General features: G+C 67.4%; 13 protein-coding genes. 3 read left to right on the top strand and 10 right to left on the bottom strand.

Translation table 11 applies throughout. The annotated features are described in order from the left end of the window. Positions 1 to 43: 43 nt before the first annotated feature. From PV764_RS02410 to PV764_RS02395, 4 genes are read right to left on the bottom strand one after another with little or no spacing between them, the layout of a single operon-like run. Positions 44 to 1,348 (bottom strand): peptide MFS transporter, encoded by a 1,305-nt coding sequence (locus tag PV764_RS02410; protein WP_046273742.1) that lies wholly within the window; start codon positions 1,346 to 1,348, stop codon positions 44 to 46. A gap of 19 nt (positions 1,349 to 1,367) precedes the next feature. Continuing rightward, positions 1,368 to 3,392, bottom strand: a complete 2,025-nt coding sequence (locus PV764_RS02405) for a serine hydrolase domain-containing protein (RefSeq protein WP_046273741.1) — start codon at positions 3,390 to 3,392, stop codon at positions 1,368 to 1,370. Beyond that, the gene (locus PV764_RS02400; RefSeq protein ID WP_284129500.1) at positions 3,389 to 4,387 is read right to left on the bottom strand and encodes a dipeptide epimerase; all 999 of its coding nucleotides are present in this window, start codon (positions 4,385 to 4,387) and stop codon (positions 3,389 to 3,391) included. The genes PV764_RS02405 and PV764_RS02400 overlap by 4 nt, the downstream gene beginning before the upstream one ends. Before the next feature lie 34 nt (positions 4,388 to 4,421). After that, the gene (locus tag PV764_RS02395) at positions 4,422 to 6,296 is read right to left on the bottom strand and encodes a serine hydrolase domain-containing protein (protein ID WP_421116128.1); all 1,875 of its coding nucleotides are present in this window, start codon (positions 6,294 to 6,296) and stop codon (positions 4,422 to 4,424) included. Between the two features lie 432 nt (positions 6,297 to 6,728). Here PV764_RS02395 and PV764_RS02390 point away from each other — a divergent pair, with 432 nt between their 5' ends. After that, a complete protein-coding gene (locus tag PV764_RS02390) occupies positions 6,729 to 7,364 on the top strand; it encodes a helix-turn-helix domain-containing protein (RefSeq protein ID WP_019183064.1) in 636 nt (211 codons plus the stop codon). A gap of 13 nt (positions 7,365 to 7,377) precedes the next feature. On the opposite strand, the gene PV764_RS02385 is transcribed toward PV764_RS02390, so the two are convergent. Next, positions 7,378 to 10,497, bottom strand: coding sequence for a discoidin domain-containing protein (locus tag PV764_RS02385; RefSeq protein WP_421116127.1), 3,120 nt, complete (start codon positions 10,495 to 10,497; stop codon positions 7,378 to 7,380). Between the two features lie 268 nt (positions 10,498 to 10,765). Here PV764_RS02385 and PV764_RS02380 point away from each other — a divergent pair, with 268 nt between their 5' ends. Then, positions 10,766 to 11,794: a phosphotransferase enzyme family protein gene (locus PV764_RS02380; RefSeq protein WP_421116126.1), complete on the top strand. Its 1,029-nt coding sequence runs from the start codon at positions 10,766 to 10,768 to the stop codon at positions 11,792 to 11,794. A 9-nt stretch (positions 11,795 to 11,803) separates the two neighbouring features. On the opposite strand, the gene PV764_RS02375 is transcribed toward PV764_RS02380, so the two are convergent. Together PV764_RS02375 and PV764_RS02370 are read right to left on the bottom strand one after the other, a co-directional pair. After that, a complete protein-coding gene (locus PV764_RS02375) occupies positions 11,804 to 13,111 on the bottom strand; it encodes a type II toxin-antitoxin system HipA family toxin (protein ID WP_421116125.1) in 1,308 nt (435 codons plus the stop codon). Continuing rightward, a complete protein-coding gene (locus PV764_RS02370; protein ID WP_421116124.1) occupies positions 13,108 to 13,458 on the bottom strand; it encodes a helix-turn-helix domain-containing protein in 351 nt (116 codons plus the stop codon). Before PV764_RS02370 ends, PV764_RS02375 begins: the two co-directional genes overlap by 4 nt. 332 nt (positions 13,459 to 13,790) lie before the next feature. On the opposite strand from PV764_RS02370, the gene PV764_RS02365 reads away from it, so the two are divergent. Beyond that, positions 13,791 to 14,957, top strand: a complete 1,167-nt coding sequence (locus PV764_RS02365; protein WP_421116123.1) for a nucleotide sugar dehydrogenase — start codon at positions 13,791 to 13,793, stop codon at positions 14,955 to 14,957. Between the two features lie 10 nt (positions 14,958 to 14,967). Here PV764_RS02365 and PV764_RS02360 read toward each other — a convergent pair whose 3' ends face one another. The 3 genes from PV764_RS02360 to PV764_RS02350 are packed head-to-tail and all read right to left on the bottom strand — an operon-like array spanning position 14,968 to position 17,989. After that, entirely contained in the window at positions 14,968 to 15,855 is an 888-nt protein-coding gene (locus PV764_RS02360; RefSeq protein WP_421116189.1) for a DMT family transporter, read from the bottom strand. 32 nt (positions 15,856 to 15,887) lie between these two features. Beyond that, the gene (gene murB / locus PV764_RS02355; protein ID WP_421116122.1) at positions 15,888 to 16,937 is read right to left on the bottom strand and encodes a UDP-N-acetylmuramate dehydrogenase; all 1,050 of its coding nucleotides are present in this window, start codon (positions 16,935 to 16,937) and stop codon (positions 15,888 to 15,890) included. Beyond that, positions 16,934 to 17,989 carry a quinone-dependent dihydroorotate dehydrogenase gene (locus PV764_RS02350; RefSeq protein ID WP_421116121.1) on the bottom strand — a complete coding sequence of 352 codons (1,056 nt, stop codon included), beginning with the start codon at positions 17,987 to 17,989 and terminating at the stop codon, positions 16,934 to 16,936. Before PV764_RS02350 ends, murB begins: the two co-directional genes overlap by 4 nt. Positions 17,990 to 17,994: the final 5 nt, after the last annotated feature.

Below are 17,994 nucleotides of genomic sequence, written 5' to 3'. Positions count from 1 at the left end.
AGAAAACACGGTCGCCAGCCACGGCTGATACAGCCGCGTGGCGTCAGTCCGCAGGGGGTTGGGTGGGGGCTGTGTTGTTGGCGAGCAGTGGCCGTGCTCGACGCTCCAGGCGCAGCAGCAGGACCGCAACGAACATGCAGGTGCCCGCCATCAGCGCGAAAAACACCGTGCTGGAAAGCGTCGACCACAGCGTGCCGACCGCGCCGGCCAGCAGGTTGCCGCCAAACGAGGCCAGGAACCAGAACGCGATGATGGTGGCACCGAAGCCCACCGGCGCCAGGCGGGCGAACAGGCCCAGTCCCACCGGCAGGATGAAGAGCTCGCCGAAGGTGAAGATCGCGAAGAACAGCGCGGCCCACAGCCAGCCGACCTTGGCCGACGCTTCACCGCCGAGCACCGCGACCAGCGCGAACGACAGGCCGACCACCGCGGCACCGATGGCCATCTTGGTCAGTGCGGCCGGCTCGCGGCCATCGCGTGCCTGCCGCGTCCAGCGCCGTACCAGCAGTGGCGTGATCAGAAACACCAGCAGCGGATTGAGCGAGAAGAACCAGGTCATCGGCAGGGTGAAGTCTGCGGTGAGCACGCGGTCCACCCCGGTGTCGAGCCAGATCGCGATCGTGTTGCCGATCTGCTCGTAGGCCAGGCGGAAGATCACGATCAACCCGGCGATCATCGTCATCAGCTGCAGCAAGGGCCGGTAGGCCGGCTGCCACAACGCCGAGAACGGCAGCGTGGCGCGCTCGCTGCGCGGCGGATCCGGTGGCAGGTGGCGGCGGCCGGTGATGTAGATCACCAGCCCGAGCAGCATGCCGATGCCGGCGGCGGAAAAGCCCACGTGCCAGCCATACACCTCGCCCAGCGTGCCGCAGACCAGCGGCGCCAGAAACGCGCCGAGGTTGATGCCCACGTAGTACACGTTGAACGCCGAGCCACGGCGCGGATCATCGCGCGTGTACAGATCGCCGACCTGGCCGGGCAGGGTGGGCAGGAACAGCCCGTTGCCCAGGATGATCGCCAGCAGCGCTGGATACAGCAGTGCATCGAAGGCCATCAGGAAATGGCCGAACGCCATGATCGCCCCGCCCAGGATCACCGCACGCCGTTTGCCCAGCCAGCGGTCGGCGAGCATGCCGCCGAACACCGGGCTGAGGTAGGCCAGCGCGGTGTACAGGCCATAGACCAGCGAGGCCTGTTCCTGCGAAAACAGCAGCTGCTTGGTCATGTAATAGACCAGCAGGGCCCGCATGCCGTAGTAGGAGAATTTCTCCCACATCTCGGTGAGGAAAAGGATGGTCAGGCCTGGCGGTTGCCCGAACCAGGCCTTGCGCGGTGCTTGGAGGCTCATCGGGCGGGGCGTCCGGCGGTCAGAGCTGCAGGCCGGTACTGATCAGGCGCTGGGTGATGGCGACGAACGCGACCACCAGGCCTGCCAGTGCGACCACCCAGGCGCCGTAACGACGCACGCGCGGCCAGCTGGCCGGCGCGCGGACCGCCACCCAGACCAGTGCGATGGCGGCGACAACGCTGAGCCAGGACAACGCCTGCACCAGAATCAACGGTCCGTTGGTGTACGAGGAGATCGCGCCCGGCCCAGCGATCGATTTCACGTACAGCGCCCAGGCGATCACGGTGCCCAGCTGCGTGGTGAGCGCCAGCGTCTGCAACCAGCGCAGGCCACGGCCTTCGACCGGCGCGAGGGCGCGGTAGTAACGTCGCACGAACACGCCGCCGATGCGCAGGACGGCCGACAGTATCAGCAACCCCAGTGCGAGGAACAGCGCAGGGCGCAGCCACGCCGGCGAACGCCAGCCCGGAATCGGCTCGAAGCCGAACACCGAGGCGAACGGACCGCCGGAGAAGTACACCGGGCGGCCGTCCTTGACCTTCACTTCCAGCAGGCCACGCCCGTTTTCCTGCTGCCACAGCCACGGTGACACCTCGCGCCAGCGCAGCAGCTGGCCGTTCAGGCCCTTCTGGCCGTCAACGGTGATCGTGCCGTCTTCCTGCGGGTGCACGCGCGTCGGTGCGAACAGCGACAGCATGCGCAGATACGAACTGTCCGAACGGCGTGTGCTCTGCCAGTTCACCCCGGCCAGCGCAGCGGCATGTTCGCGTGCAGTGGCGGCATCCACGCCCGGGCCGGCGCGTTCGATCGGCAGGGTCGGCAGGAAGTTCTCGACGAAGCGCTCCCACACCTGGGCGCGCAGGGCAGAACCGGCGGCATCACGGCCCACGCTGTTGGTGGAAACGAATACGCCGATGTTGCGTTCCGGAATCATCCACAGCCACGAGTAGAAGAACAGCATCGTGCCGCCGTGCGAGCGGGTGTCATAGCCGCCGGTGTCCGAGGCCATCCAGCCCAGGGTCATGCGCGGCAGGTGCGGCAGGATCGCCGCCTGCGGGGTCAGCATCTGTGCGTTGGTCTCGGCGCGCATGATGCGCTGGCCGTCGAGTTCGCCGTGGTTGAGCGTGGCCATCATGAAACGTGACATCGCCGAACCGGAGGCGTACAGACCGCCCACGCCCGGCGCGGTGTTCTTCTCGGCCGGGTAGGTTTTGCCCGAACCCAGCAGATACCCCTTGGCGGCGTGCGGCAGCAGCTCGGCCGGCAGCTTCTGTTCGAAGCTGGCGTACTGCATGTCCAGCGGCTGCAGGATGTGCTGCCTGGCGTAATCCTCGAAGCGCTGGCCGCTGACGCGCTCGACGATGTACGAGGCGATACCCGTGGCGTAGTTCGAGTACGCCGGTGTGGTGCCGGGTGCGGAGATCTGGTTGGGCACCCAGTCCTTGAGGTAGTTGTCGCGGTTGGCCGGATGGTCCGGACCCAGCACGATCAGGTAGCGCATGCGCTCTTCCAGACCGCTGGTGTGGGTCATGATCTGGCGCAGTGTGATCGGCTCACCCTTGGCCGGGACCTTGATGTCCAGGTAGGTGTTGATGTCGGCATCCAGGTCCAGTTTGCCCTGTTCAACCAGCTGCATCACCGAGGTCCAGACGAACAGCTTGGAGATCGAACCCGGGCGGAACAGCGTGGTGTTGGGATCCACCGGCGTGCGTTTTTCGACATCGGAGAAACCGAAGCCGCGCTCGGTGATGACCCTGCCGTTCTCGACCACGGTGACCACGGCGCCGGCGAGGTCGCCCTGGGCCATCAGGTAGGGCACCAGGCCATCAAGGAAGGTATCGACCCGGGCCGCATCCAGCATGCCGGTCGGCGCCGACGCGGGCGTGATGGTGTCAGGCGATTCGGTGGTCGCGGGCACCGGTGCAGCAGCAGGCGTCGGCGCCTGGGCATGCAGCGGCGAGAACGCTGCGGTCGATGCCAGCAGCATGCCGGAGATCAACGTGCGCCACTGGGTCGCGCGCGGACGATGCGATGTCGTGTTCATGCGTGAACTCCCTTGCCCCATACGGCGTCGTCGCAGTGCACCAGGCCCTCGTCGTAGCGCAGGCCCGGCACCCGGTCATCGCTCAGGAACAACGGGCCATCCAGATCGACCACGTCGCAGTGCTGGCCCACGATGAAGGCCGGGCCCATCGCCCAGCTGCTGCCGATCATGTTCCCGACCATCACCTGCATGCCCAGGGCGCGCGCCTTGCCGACCATCGCCAGGCCTTCGGTCAGCCCGCCGGCCTTGTCGAGCTTGATGTTGATCACGTCGAACAGACCCGCCAGTGCCTCGATCTCCGCTGCGTCCTGCACGCTCTCATCGGCCGCGAACGGCAGCGGCCGTGCAAAGCCCTTGAGTTCGGCCTCGCGCCCGCGCTGCAGCGGCTGTTCCAGCAGCTTGATGTCGCTCTCCAGCAGCACCGGGATCAGGGCATCGAGCGCATCCACGGTATAGCCCTGGTTGGCATCCACGCCCATCCAGACATCCGGGCGCACCTTGCGCACCGCGCGCACGCGTTCGACATCGATATCCAGGTCGCCGCTGAGCTTGAGCTTGAGCGCCTTGGCGGGTGCATAGCGGCCGGTGGCGATCGATTGCATCGTCGCCGGATCATCGGCGCCGAGGGTCCACGTGGTCAGCAATGGACGCGTCTGCGAAAGACCGGCCAGGGCCCAGGCAGGCTTGCCGGTGCGGCTCGCTTCCAGGTCCCACAGTGCGCAGTCCAGTGCATTGCGCGCGCCGCCGCGCGGCAGCAGCTGCTGCAGCTCGGCACGGGTGATGCCGGCTTCGATCCGCGCACGCAGCAGCTCCAGCGTGGCCAGCATCTGCTCGGGGGTGTCATCGAAGTAGTACACGCCGCTGGCTTCGCCACGGCCGCGATGGCCGCCGTCTTCCAGTTCCACGCGCAGTACCGGCGCGTGCTCGAACACGTAGCCGCTGATCCGGAACGGGGCCAGCAACGCAAGCGAGTCGATCTGCAGGGTCAATTTCACAGGATGTCTCCAGCCCCGTGGTCGGGGCTACGGGTCAGTGGTTGAGTGCGAAGTCGGCCAGGCCCATCAGGACCAGGGCATAGGCGAGCACGCAGGCCGAGATCAGCAGCAGCCCCGCCCACAGGCGCGCCAGCCAGCCGCGTCCGGCGCGGAAGGTCTGCACCAGGTTCCAGGCGGTGGATCCGATCCCGCCAATGATCGCGATCACCGAGGCGATGCCGAGCCCGATCACCGCCGGATCGAGACGATCATCCAGGCGCGCGAAGTCCGCCGAGGCCCAGGCCATTACCGCCATCGCCACGGCGGGTACCAGCAGCATGAACCAGCACGCTGCGCGGCTGAGGCGGTAAGCCAGCAGCGTCCTGCGCGGCCAGCCCAGCCCGCGGCCGTGGCGACGCCGCACCCACGCGGCGATCGGCCATGCCAGCGCGGAGAGCGCCAACACCGCGACGGCCGCGGTCAGCACTGGCTTGAGCCACACCGCGGAGCGATAGCCTTCCGCGCGCAGGAATACGTTGAACGGGGAGGACGAGTCCACCGCGAAGCCGACCGGCTTGCCGTCCTTGAGGATGGCGGCAAGGCGCAGCTCGCTGTTGTTCGCCTGCCACAGCCACGGTGCGATCGGCTTGAAGGTGGTGGGCTGGCCATTTGGCTGCTTCATGCGCGGCAGGCGCAGGCTGCCATTGTCGAGGGCCTCCAGGCGCGTCTGGGTAAGGATGCCGGTGCGGCCGATACCGGTTTCGGCGCGGCGCGAATCGAGGTAGCTCGGCCCGGCCAGCTGGTGCGCCTGGTCCTTGGCGAGCGCGGCGTCGACCACCGGTGCCGCGACCACGGCAGGCGCCGGGAAGTAGCGGTCGGCGAAGTTCTCCAGCAGCTCCCGCCGGATCTGGCCGGTGATGCCATTGGCGCCGGCGCTGTTGAGGGTGATGAACAGGCCGACATCGTGGTCGCGGAACAGGAACAGCTGCGAGTGGAACGAGTACGTGTCACCGGCGTGGGAGACCACGCGCTGGCCGTTGACGTCGATCTCGTAGAACCCCAGCGCCATGGTGTTCAGCGGCGGTGCGAAGCGCGTCTGCGGGGTCAGCATCAACTGGCTGGTGGCCGCTTTCAGAATGGCCGTGTCGTGCCCGCCCGCCGCGTTCAGATGCGCGATCATGAAACGCGCCATGTCGCTGGCGGTGGCCGACAGCGCACCGGCCGGCGCCGACGGCGTCACTTCGAACTCGCGCGGCTTGCCCGACCCCAGTGCGTAGCCCTTGCTGACCAGCGCACGCAGCGCTGGCGGCAGGGGCTGGCGGAAGCTGGCGTGCTGCATCTGCAGCGGGACGAAGATGTGCTGTTGGACGTACTCGGCGAACGGCTGGCCGGACACGCGCTCGACGATGTAGCCGGCCAGGCTGGTGCCGTAGTTCGAATACGCCGGCACGGTGCCCGGCGCGAAGATCTGCGCCGGTATGCGGCGCTTGAGATACGGCCCCAGTTCGACGCCCCCGGCCTCGGCCACCGCCTCGGTGGTCCACATGTACTTGATGTTGGCTTCGAAGCCGCCGGTGTGCGTCATCAGCTGCCGCAGCGTGATCGGCAGGCCGCGTTCGGGCACCTTGAAATCCAGGTACCGGTTGATGTCCGCGTCCAGGTCCAGCTTGCCGGCTTCCACCAGCTGCATGACCGCGGTCCAGGTCATCAGCTTGGAGACCGATGCCATCCGGAACAGGGTGCGGTCCGGATCCACCGGGGTCTGCTTCTCCACGTCGGAGACGCCGTAACCGCGACGGACCAGGATCCGTCCGTCCTTGACCACCGTCACCGCGGCGCCGGCGATATCGCCACGCGCGATGGCATAGGGCACGAAGCCGTCCAGCCAGGTGGTCGCATCATCGGCAGTCAGCCCGGGAACGGAATCCACGCCGGGCGCGGGGGCGTCCTGGGGTGGGGAGGGTGGCCGCTGTGCCTCGGCCTGGAACGACAGCAACAGCCCACAACACAACGCGACAAGTCCTGACAACGCACGCATGTGACGATCCCCTCTGGAACTGGAAGACGCGGCACTCCGGAGCGAATCATCGGAGGGCCAAAAACCATCTCAATCAGACAACAATATTCCTGATTAGAGAATTGTCAAATGCGCGTGATCGTCGCCGGGTCATGCGCGACGGGGCAAATGTGTCGTCTGGCTGTCCTGAACACGCTATTGCGCGGCAATTGGGAACGTTTTCAGGGCAGTGGAGGCGGCGATCGGAGGCGAACGCGACAAGAAACCATCCTGATCAGGATGGCATTCATCTCTACGTAGTATCGTATCCACAACTTCACCAGCAATAGCCCAAAGGTCCTGTCGATGAGCCCGAAAAGCCCGACGCTCGGAACCCTGCTGCGCGGCCTGCGCACGCGCCAGGGGTGGACGCTCAAGGAAATGAGCGAACACACCGAAATCCCCCTGTCCACGTTGTCGAAGATCGAACACGACCGCCTGACGTTGACCTACGACAAGCTGCAGCATCTGGCGCAGCGTTTGAACCTGCGCATGTCCGAGCTGTTCTCCGAACCGGATTCGGACAGCGCGCCCAAGCCGGTCACCGCCCGCCGCAGCCTCGGCTCGCTGGACAAGGCGCTGCGCGTGCAGACCGACAACTACGATTACTACTATCTGTGCACGGAACTGCGCCGCAAGCGGATGATCCCGATCCTCACCAAGGTGCGCGCCAAGACCACGGCCGAGTTCGGCGAACTGGTCCGCCACCCGGGCGAGGAATACGTGCACGTGATGGAAGGCCGCATCCAGGTCCACACCGAATTCTACGATCCGGTGGTGCTGGAGACCGGGCAGGGCATCTACATCGACAGCCAGATGGGCCACGCCTACATCGTTGATACCGGCTGCGAGGAAGCGGTGCTGCTGGCCGTCTGTGCCAGCGCGGATGAGGATCTGATGGAATCGCTGATCACCCTGCATGAGCAGGAGGGCGGGGTCTGACCCGTCCCCAGCCTCACCAGGTGGCCTCCAGGCGGCGGAACGGCTGGTTGAGCAGTACACCGCGTGCGTCGTAGTCAGTGAGCATGCGTCCATCCACCCGCACGGTGGTGGGGCGCGTGCGGCTCGGCCACCAGACCCGCACTGCGGTGCCCGTGCGCAGCCCCTTGCCCAGCGTGACCTGAAGCGATCCCTGGTGCTGCCGTGCCTGCAGGGCCAGGGTGCCATGGGCCGTCGGCAGCCGGTCCACGGCCAGCCCGTCACCGGCCAGCCACGAGGGCGGGGTGCCCGGCAGCAGCGACAGCGCGTCATCGTCCTCGCGCATCAGCATCCCGAACAGGGTGCGGCCGTACTCGGCGCCGATCCAGGTGTGTGGCATGTCGCCGAGGTAGCGCGGGAAACGAAGCCGCGAGTGCACCACCTCGGCCAGCACCTGCCACTCCAGCGGCCGGCGGTCGTGCAGCAGCCCCTGCAGCAGTTCATCGGCGGCCTCGGGCTGGTCCAGGTGCACGTAGCTCAGCACGTTGCGGATTTCATACGGCGTGTAGGCGTATAGCGCGCCCGGTTCGCTGCGCTTGCGCACGTCCTGCAGATACCGTGCGAACGTCGTGCGCAGTGCGTCCGCCGGCAGGACATCCTGGGCGCCGGTGGGATCCAGCGCGATCGACACGCCGGTGGGGTCGCCATCACCCAGGTCGGCCGAGGAGGGAATGAAGTCGATGCCCTTCCACGCCATCGTCGCGCGGATCGACGCGGCCAGTGCGTCGTGCAGGGCGGTGTACTGCTGGCGCGCCCATGCCGCCGTTTCGTGGTCGCCCAGCGACTCGGCCAACCACGCACCGTCATGCCAACCCTTCAGGCCCCAGTAGTCATCCCAGTAGCTGTGCGTGGGCGACGGGTAGCCTTCGTGGCTGATCGACGGCGCCAGGATCCCGGCGAAGCGTTCGGGCGAGGGCTGGTTGGCCATGTAGCCCGGCACCAGCGTGCGCTCGCGCAGTTCCTGCAGGAAGCGCATCGCCGCTTTCACCTTGGGCAGGTAGGCCCGCACCGATTCCGGGCCGCCATCCAGCCGGGCCACGTCGGCGACCAGTGCGATGTACTGCCCCTGGCTGTCGTACTCGATATCCGAACCGAAGCCGGTGTTGACGCTGCCATCGTCATTGAGGATCGGCGAGACCAGCCCGTTGGCGTGCACGCCATGCTCGCTGTACCAGGCCAGGTAATCGCGCGCCACCTTGGACTCGCCCATGCGCAGCAGCACCGCGGAGGTCGCCATGCCGTCGCGGATGAAGGAGCGGTTGTAGTTGCGCGGGCCAGGCTGCATCGCCGGGCCGGTCTGGTTGATCAACATGTAGGCGGCCTGCGCGCGCAGCATGTCCACCAGCGAGGGGTCGGGCAGGCGCAGGCCGACCTGGCCCAGGCGCGCCTGCCAGTCATCCGAAGCACGTTTGGCCAGGGCGTCGTAGGCGGCATCGGGTGCAGGCGGCAGGGCAGCCAGATCCAGCGCCGGGGCTTCAGGCAGGGCGCCGTCCTTCGCAGAAGGCGCCGTGCCCAGCGGGAACACGACCACCACCGAACGGCTGTCGCCCGGCGCCAGCTGCATGCGGTAGGTCAGCGCGGCGGCGGCCAGGCCCTCGGCATCGCGTGCCTGCGTAGTGGCAGGCAGCGTGCCGAGGGCGATCGCTGTGGTGATTTCCGTGCTGCCATCCGCGCCGAACGGTGCCGCACCGGCAGCGTCAACGGGCGTCAATGACTGCAGCAGGGCGCGGCCATTGACGCGCACGCGCTGACCCTCGATGGCGACCTCGCGGATCGCCGACAGGCCACCGTTCTGCCACGGCGGATTCATCTGCATCGGCCGCACCGCCAGCGTCAGGGTGCCGCTGACAGGCGCAGTGCCGGTGTTGCGCAGGCGGTGGCGCACGAAGGTCACCGGCTGCCCGTCGAGCTCGACGGCGAACGCTTCGCTCTGCAGCTCAAGCCCCGGTTGTGGCGACCAGGTTGCCGACGGCATCGGCTTCCAGCCATCGCGCAGCGCGTGCCGCACCGGCGCCCCGGCGGCACCCGCGGCGACACCGTCCGCACTGCGCCAGATCGGCTGCACCAGCGGTGCACCCTTGAAGGCCTCGATGTTGCCGAACTCGTCGAAGATCGATTTCTGCCGGCCGGCATGGATGCCGACCGCGGTCCAATAGGTCTGCTGCAGGTGCAGCGACGCAGGGAACAACGCGCGCTGCGCACCGCTGGCGGCGATCTGATAGCGCTTCATCGGCGTCATCACCGCCTTCGGACCCAGCAGCCGCAGGCGGGCGACCTGCGGCGCGCCGCCGTCCACCGTCAAGCGCAGCGCCGTGGCGGTCACGGCAGCCGGCGCGGCCAACCAGCTTTGCTGCCGGGTACCGGCCTGCGGGTCGTTCGCAAGCTCGACCCAGCGCGCCTGCGCATCACGCGCCTGCAGCCGCGCGGCGCCGTGCGCCCCGGCCCAGTCCACCGCCAGGCCGGTAGTGGACACCGCACGCGGCAATGCGATGTCGAGCGCGTGCGCACCGTCCTTGCCAGGTGGAACGGCCACCGCACTGCCGCCTTGCCACAGCGCCGCGGCCCGGCTTGCATCCACGCCGGCCACGCGCGCGCTGGTGGTGCTGTCCAGCGGCTCCAGTTCGAAGATCGACACGCCCCAGTCCGAGGTGCGCTCCGGACTGGCCAGGCGCAGATAACGCGCCTGGCGCGGCGCAAAGTAGAGCGTCTCGATACCGCCGAGTGAATCGCGCATGGTGTAGGCCGGCTGCCACTGCTGCCCATCCAGCGAGGTCTGCAGGGTGTAGCCCTCGGGATTGGACACATCCCAGGTGATCTGCGCGCCGCTGAGCGTGCTCGGTTGGCCCAGGTCCACCTGGAACCAGTGGCCGGGGCTGAAGGCGCCGCCGGTGACCGTGGTCGGGTCGCCATCGATCAGGTGGCTGACCGCCATCGCCGGCACCTGCTGCGAGGAACTGCTGGCCTGCCACTGGCTGCGCGGCGGCACGGGCTGGGCAGCCGCGGGCAGGCTCAGGGCGAGGGCGGCGAAGAGCAGGGCGCGGGCCATGACGCGGCGCGGCCGGTGCACGGCAATTGAACGGTCAGCATGCAGCCCCATCAACGCGCTCCTGATCTCAAACGACCGCCGACGGCGGGGTGGGGCACACGCTAGCAGGGCCTGTAATCGTTTACATGACGCGTCGCAATATGGCCGGGGCCGTCGCCCTGCTGCCGTCGGGATCCGGTCGCGCAGCCACCGGCGCGCCGGATCGTGGTGGACGCGTTCGTGCCTGCTGCATGCGTTGCCGCTTTCGTGATGCACTGCGCTGGGCGATGCGTGACCCTTCTGCGATAGTCGCGACATATAAATCACGCGCGTTGGATTGATGCTTCATCCACAAGAGTTGTCCGCAGCGCAGATCAGCCAAGTGCTGGATGAGGTGTTCGGCGTGCGTGCCACCGCGGTGCTGCAACGCGCCGGCGGAGCGGATGCGGGGGCGACGGTGTACCAGGTGGCTGGCCCGGATGGCGCGCGCTGGTGGTTGAAATGCCGCCGCTATGCGGTGGCCCCGGTGGTGTGGACAGTGCTGCACCACCTGCGCGAGCACGCCGGCCTTCGGGAAGTGATCGCGCCGCTGCCCACGCGCGATGGTGCGGCGGCGGCGAGCTGGGCCGGGCTGCAGTGGACGCTGTTTCCGTATGTCGAGGCGTTCTCCGGTTTTGAAGAGGCGCTCTCGCGGGGGCATTGGGAACGGCTCGGACGGGTGCTGCGCCAGGTGCATGAGGCGCGGCTGCCGCCCGAGCTCTCCGATCACCTGCGTCGCCCGGTGTTCGACGATGACACTGCAGTGGAACGGGTCGGCGCGTGGCTGCAGCGGGCCGATGCGCGGATACCCGTACGCGATGCCCTGGGCGAGGAGTACCTGGCACTGTGGTGCCGCCATCGCCAGCGGATCGAGGCGATCTGGCAGCGCTGTGGCGAGCTGCGGGCGCGGATCGGTGAGGGACGATGTCCGCGCGTGCTGTGTCACGCGGATCTGCACGCGGGCAATGTGCTGGTAGGGCCGGGCGCCAGCGTCTTTCTGATCGACTGGGACGACATGGTGCTGGCGCCGCGCGAGCGTGATCTGATGTTCATCGGCGCAGGGATCGGCGGGCGCTGGGGGCGTGAACAGCCGCCGGGCTTCGCCGAGGGCTACGGGCCGGTCACGGTCGACCCGCTGCGGGTGGCCTACTACCGCCACTGGCGGATCCTGCAGGACCTGCAGGAATTCCATGATCTGCTGCTCGAGCCCGGCGCCACGGCACGTCCACCTGCACAGCGACGCCAGGCCCTGCGTTACATGGCCGAGCAGTTCGCACCCGGCAACGTGGCCGATTGCGCGGCCCGTGCGTGGCAGGCCACACAGGGCTGAGGCCGCCGCTCAGCGGATGTCGGTACGCAGGCTGCCGCGGATCTGATCGCGCCAGACCCCGGCCACGCCGGCGTCGTCGGCAAAGTGTGGCCAACGCAGCACGCTTTGCCGGACCTGTTCAATGATGTCGCGGGCGCGTCGGGCATTGATCGAGGCGGTGGCGGCACATGCGGCCAGGTCGGCCAGGTCGAAACCCTCGCGCTTGCCGTTGATCGACATCTGGTGCCGAGCCGTCCAGTCGCCGTCCGGGTTGTAGGCCCAGGTGATGTCGAAGGCAGGCGACAGCGACCACTGGCCCTGCCGGTCCATCAGGTAGGCGATGTTCTTGACGTGGTCATCCTGGTTGCGGGCGATCACGTTGAACACCATCCGCCGGAACTGTTCCTCCAGCTGCGCCATGGGCAGGCGCAGCTGGCGCATGACCAGCAACGCCTGCTCATAGGAGTACGCATCGGGATCGTTGAAGTCGAAGTGGGCCATTGCCGCCAGCGACTGCATATGGTGCTTGCCACCGGCCTCGGTGCGGTCGAAGCGTTGGGTCATGAAGTGGCGGCGGCCGCCTTCCTCCAGCAGCCGGCACTCGCTGATCTGGATGCCCGCATCCCGTGCCATCAGCGCGTACGCGTACTCGACCACGCCGTAACCTTTGGGGTCAGCCAGCTCCTTGTCGCGGTTGTTCTGTACGCCATCGAACTTGAGCAGGCAGTAGCTGAAGCCTGGCGCGGCCGCGGCCTGGCCCGATCGTACCTCACCGGTGCTTTCGTTCCAGGCGATCACGGCTTTGGCCCGTGCGCCACCGGCCGAGGTGCCCACGCGCAGAATGTCGCGCAGCGCATCGGCGCGTTCTTCATCGCCGAAGGAGGCGCGCAGATTGTCGCGGTTGCTCAGGACTTCGGTGGCCAGCGCGACCAGGGCATCGATCTGGATCTTGTGCGCCGTGCGGACGCGCGGACCATGCACGGGCGAGAACTCCAGCGCGCCCATGCCGCGCGTGCCGGTGTAGCACAGCCGCTCCACCGCGTTGAAGCTGTCCGGGGTGCGGCCCTGCGTGGCCAGCCACGCGTTGATCAGGGTGTTGCCGTACTTGTCCGGCAGGGCATCGGCGAGCAGGCCGGGCAGGCCATGGAAGCCCGCGGGGTTGAGCGAGGGGAAGCTGAAGACCCGCTCCGCCGCCAACGGCATGGTCAGAGGGGCGACTTCGATGCTGGAGCGTGCAAACGCCGGGTCGTAGGCAAACTGCGCGATCCGCTCGCCGTCGGCCAGTGTCACCGCGCCGATCCGGCTGCCCCACAAGCGCACCTCGGCGGTGGTATTCATTGCTCATCGCCCCAGGTCCACGGCTTGGCCGGTGCCGACGCGGCCACCCCCGGTCGGGCACGCTGGCGCGGCTGGCCACGGCGTTCCAGCAGGTCGATCGGATTGGGGCTGTTGCTGGGCAGCAGGGCGTCCAGCGCCTCCAGCCTGCCGAGGGCGCGCAGGTACCGGATCAGGTTGGCCAGTTGCGCGGGCGTACCGTCTTCGAGCCGCTGCACGGTGCGCTTGGAGACGCCAGCGGCATCCGCCAGCTGTTCCTGGGTGAGTCCCTGCGAAAGGCGCATGCGCGCAAGGCGTAGCCCAAGCTCCAGCAGCACCGCCTCGTCGGTCATCAGCTGTGTGATTGTCATAAAGTGACCCTCCTGACGCTTTATCATCCTCTATTGGGCTGCGGCGTCAAGTATGGCGCTTTGTGGAACTTAAAATGAGTCTAGATAAAGCGCCATGTATGGCGTGTTGTACGTCGATATGCATATAAAATGCCATAAATGACGCTTAAAGACAGGGGTATTCACACGTGCAAGTAGAAGCTCGAACCCGTGGCCCGCACGATCGGCACCGGTCCAGGCAGCAGCATCCGCAGCGATCCTGTCGAAATGCGGCCTACCTGCGCCGGCGTTCAGTGCACCGCGTTTGCTAAAATTCGCAGTTCACTCTGGACGCTGCAAAAGAAGGACCTTGAATGAAGATTGCCGTCGCCGGTACCGGGTACGTGGGCCTGTCCAACGCGGTGCTGCTCGCACAGCATCACGAGGTGGTGGCGCTGGACATCGATCCGGCCAAAGTGGCGATGATCAATGCCCGCCAGTCGCCCATCGAAGATGTCGAGATCGAAGACTTCCTCGCCAACCGCGCGCTGAACCTGACCGCGACGCTGGATCCGGCGCAGGCCTATGCGGGCGCGGATTTCGTCATCGTCGCCACGCCGACGGATTACGACCCCAAATCGAACTACTTCAACACCGGCTCCGTGGAGGCGGTGATCGGCGATGTGCTGCGGATCAACCCATCTGCCGTCATCGTCATCAAGTCGACCGTGCCGGTCGGCTGCACGGCCGCGTTGCGGGCCAAGTTCAACACCGACACCATCCTGTTCTCGCCGGAATTCCTCCGCGAGGGACGCGCGCTGCACGACAACCTGCACCCGAGCCGGATCATCGTCGGCGAGCGCTCCGAGCGCGCCGCGGTGTTCGCCGAACTGCTGAAGGAAGGCGCGATCAAGAAGGACGTGCCGGTGCTGTTCACCGACGCGACCGAGGCGGAGGCGATCAAGCTGTTCTCCAACACGTACCTGGCGATGCGGGTGGCCTACTTCAATGAACTGGACACCTACGCCAGTTCGCACGGGCTGGACACGCGCCAGATGATCGAAGGGGTGAGCCTGGATCCGCGCATCGGCGACCATTACAACAACCCGTCCTTCGGCTACGGCGGCTACTGCCTGCCCAAGGACACGAAGCAGCTGCTGGCCAACTACAGCAAGGTGCCGCAGAACCTGATCCACGCCATCGTCGAGTCCAACCGGACCCGCAAGGATTTCATCGCCGATGACATCGTGGCGCGCAACCCGAAGGTGGTGGGCATCTACCGGCTGGTCATGAAGGCCGGCTCGGACAACTTCCGTGCCTCGGCGGTGCAGGGCGTGATGAAGCGGATCAAGGCGAAGGGCATCGAGGTCATCGTGCACGAGCCGGTGCTCACCGAGCCGACGTTCTACCGCTCGCGCGTGGTGAACGATTTCGCCGCGTTCCTGGCCGAGGCCGACATCATCGTCGCCAACCGGCTGACGCCGGAACTGGCGGACGTCGCGCACAAGGTCTACACCCGCGATCTGTTCGGCTCGGATTGATTCCCGGGGGCTATTCCCCCGGTTTGACGGCCGCCGTGGCGGCCTGCGATTTCGCTCGCCGTGCCAGCACCGCTTCACGGTGGGCGATATAGGCATTCGCGCCGAGGATGATGGCGGCGCCGATCACGGTCCAGCGGTCCAGCGTTTCATTGAACAGCAGCCAGCCCAGGAAGCTCACCAGCGGCAGCTGCATGAAGCTGATCGGGGTCAGCGCGGAGACCTCGCCCAGGCGCAGGGCGCGGGTCCACAGCAGCTGCCCCAGCGTGCCGAGCACCCCGGTGGCGACCAGCCAGACCCATGCCAGGCCGGTCGGCCAGACCCACACGAACAAGGCCGGCACCAGCGACAGCGGCACCCAGAACACATAGGTGTAGAACACCACCGTATCGGCGCTGTCCACCCGGGTGAGCTGCTTGATCTGGATCGCCACCAGCGAGCTGAGTACCGCCGCGCCCACGGCGACCAGGGTGCCCGGGGTGAAGCTGGTCGAGCCGGGGCGCACGATGATCAGCACGCCGATGAAGCCGATGATCACCGCCGCCCAGCGGCGCAGGCGAACGGTTTCGCCCAGCCACAGCACCGCGGCGATGGTGACGAACAGCGGGGTGGAGTAGGAGAGCGAGATCGCCTGGGAGATCGGCAGGTGCCCGATCGCCCAGAACGCGCACAGCATCGAGGCCAGCCCGATCGCACTGCGCAGGAAGTAGCGCGGCAGCTGCTGCGTTCTCAGCGGCGCGCTGCCCGGGCGGATCAGCATCGGCAGCAGCGCCAGCAGGCCGAAGGCGTTGCGGAAGAACGCCACTTCCTGGGTCGGCACGTAGCGGGTGGCGTAGCGGATCGCAATCGCCATCAGACCGAAGGCCAGCGTACTGCCGAGCATCAGCAGGGCGGCCCGCAACGGCGTGGCCACCGGCAAGGCGGGGGCGCGATTCACCACTGTGCGCCGATCAGCCTCGGTTCCGGTTCGATCGGCACCCCGAACTTCTCCAGGACCGAGGCGGAAATCCGCCGCGCCAGCGCGAGCAGTTCTTCGCCGGTGGCCTGGCCATGGTTGACCAGCACCAGTGCATGGCTCGGCGCCACGCCGGCATCGCCATCGCGGTAGCCCTTCCAGCCGCAGCTTTCGATCATCCAGGCAGCGGAGATCTTGCGGCGGCTGTCCTCATCGGCCGGGAACACCGGCAACTCGGGGAAGTGCTGCAGCAATACCTCGACCTGCTCCAGCGGCAGGATCGGGTTCTTGAAGAAGCTGCCCGCGTTGCCGAGCACGTCCGGGTCGGGCAGTTTGCGGCGACGGATGTTGATCACCGCATTGGCCACATCGGCAGCCACCGGTAGCTCCACGCCCATCGCCTCCATTTCCTCGGCGATCCCGGCGTAGCCCAGGCGCAGGCCATGCAGCAGCGGCAGCCGCAGCTCGATCGCAGTGATCAGGTAACGGTCCGGGTCGTGCTTGAAGATGCTGTCGCGGTAGGCAAACTGGCAGCCTTCGGCATCGAAGTGCACCCAGTCGTTCTCCTGCCGGTCCCACGCATCCACGGCCTGGATGAATTCGCCGACCTGAGCGCCATAGGCGCCGATGTTCTGGATCGGCGAGGCGCCTGCGGTGCCGGGGATCAGCGCCAGGTTTTCAAGACCGGACAGGCCGTTCTGCAGCGACCACATCACCAGCCCATGCCAGTTCACACCGGCGCCGGCACGGACGATGGTGTGGTCGGCGCGGTGTTCCAGGATCTCGATGCCGCGGTTGGCGAATACCAGCACGGTGCCTTCCACGTTGCCGGCGATCAGCACGTTGCTGCCGCTGCCCAGCACCAGCAACGGTTGCTCGGCAACGCGCGGCAGGGCCAGCACCTCCGGCAGTACGGACGGGTCGAACACCTCCAGCAGCTGTGCGGCGGTGGCCTCGACGTGGAAGGTGTTGAGCGCCTTCAGCGAGGCGTTTTCAGTGATGGCCCAGGCCGTCATGGCGTCGTTCATAGCGGTGCCACCGCGCCGCGGCTGGGTGCCTCTTTGCGGCGGCGGATCGCCTCCACGCACTCGTGCACCAGCTCCGGGCCACGGAAGATCAGGCCGCTGTAGCACTGCACCAGTGCGGCGCCGGCGGCCATCTTGGCCACCGCGTCCGCACCGGACTGAATGCCGCCCACGCCGATCAACGGCATCGACTCGGGCAGGCGCGCACGCAGGCGGCGCAGCACCAGGGTCGACTGGCCCAGCAGCGGCGCGCCGGACAGGCCGCCGGCTTCGTTCGCCCGCGGGTCACCGGCCACCGCACTGCGGTCGATCGTGGTGTTGGTGGCGATCACACCGTCCACCTTGAGCTCGCCGAGCACGCGCGCGGCGGCATCGATGTCGCGGTCGCTCAGGTCCGGGGCGACCTTGACCAGCATCGGCACGCGCCGGCCATGCTTGGCGGCCAGGCGTTCCTGGCTCTCGCGCAGCTGCGAGATCAACTGGCGCAGCGCGGTCTCTTCCTGCAGTTCGCGCAGGCCGGCGGTGTTGGGCGAAGAGATGTTGACGGTGATGTAGTCGGCCAGCGGATACACCTTTTCCAGGCAGTGCTGGTAATCGTCGAACGCCTGCTCGTTGGGGGTGTCCTTGTTCTTGCCGATGTTGATGCCGAGCAGGCCGGTGCGGCGCTTGGCGCGCTCCACATTGCGCACCAGCGCGTCCACGCCCAGGTTGTTGAAGCCCATGCGGTTGATGATCGCCTGGTGGTCCGGCAGCCGGAACAGGCGCGGCTTCGGGTTGCCGGCCTGCGGCCGCGGGGTGATCGTGCCGATCTCCACGAAGCCGAAGCCCAGCGCCAGCAGCGCATCGATGTGCTCGCCGTTCTTGTCCAGGCCGGCGGCCAGGCCCACCGGATTCGGGAAATTCACTCCGAACGCGGTGGTCGGCAGCGGGTCGATGCGGCGGCCCATCAGCGGCGTGGTGCCGGTGCGGTAGGCCAGGTCCAGCGCGTTCAGGCCAAGGCCGTGGGCGCGTTCTGCATCAAGGGCGAACAGGAAGGGGCGGGCAAGCGAGTACATAGCGT

This window comes from Stenotrophomonas sp. AS1 (assembly GCF_048957655.1).
Taxonomy (GTDB): domain Bacteria; phylum Pseudomonadota; class Gammaproteobacteria; order Xanthomonadales; family Xanthomonadaceae; genus Stenotrophomonas; species Stenotrophomonas bentonitica_A.
Note: the sequence above shows the minus strand (reverse complement) of the source record. Positions and strands in the feature narration are given on the sequence as shown.

What these genes read in the sequence shown, in the direction of transcription:
- PV764_RS02375 (WP_421116125.1), bottom strand. Translation starts at nt 13,111, where the DNA reads ATGAATACCACCGCCGAGGTGCGCTTGTGGGGCAGCCGGATCGGCGCG.
- murB (WP_421116122.1), bottom strand. Translation starts at nt 16,937, where the DNA reads ATGAACGACGCCATGACGGCCTGGGCCATCACTGAAAACGCCTCGCTG.
- PV764_RS02385 (WP_421116127.1), bottom strand. Translation starts at nt 10,497, where the DNA reads ATGGGGCTGCATGCTGACCGTTCAATTGCCGTGCACCGGCCGCGCCGC.
- PV764_RS02390 (WP_019183064.1), top strand. Translation starts at nt 6,729, where the DNA reads ATGAGCCCGAAAAGCCCGACGCTCGGAACCCTGCTGCGCGGCCTGCGC.
- PV764_RS02405 (WP_046273741.1), bottom strand. Translation starts at nt 3,392, where the DNA reads ATGAACACGACATCGCATCGTCCGCGCGCGACCCAGTGGCGCACGTTG.
- PV764_RS02410 (WP_046273742.1), bottom strand. Translation starts at nt 1,348, where the DNA reads ATGAGCCTCCAAGCACCGCGCAAGGCCTGGTTCGGGCAACCGCCAGGC.
- PV764_RS02370 (WP_421116124.1), bottom strand. Translation starts at nt 13,458, where the DNA reads ATGACAATCACACAGCTGATGACCGACGAGGCGGTGCTGCTGGAGCTT.
- PV764_RS02350 (WP_421116121.1), bottom strand. Translation starts at nt 17,989, where the DNA reads ATGTACTCGCTTGCCCGCCCCTTCCTGTTCGCCCTTGATGCAGAACGC.
- PV764_RS02365 (WP_421116123.1), top strand. Translation starts at nt 13,791, where the DNA reads ATGAAGATTGCCGTCGCCGGTACCGGGTACGTGGGCCTGTCCAACGCG.
- PV764_RS02380 (WP_421116126.1), top strand. Translation starts at nt 10,766, where the DNA reads ATGCTTCATCCACAAGAGTTGTCCGCAGCGCAGATCAGCCAAGTGCTG.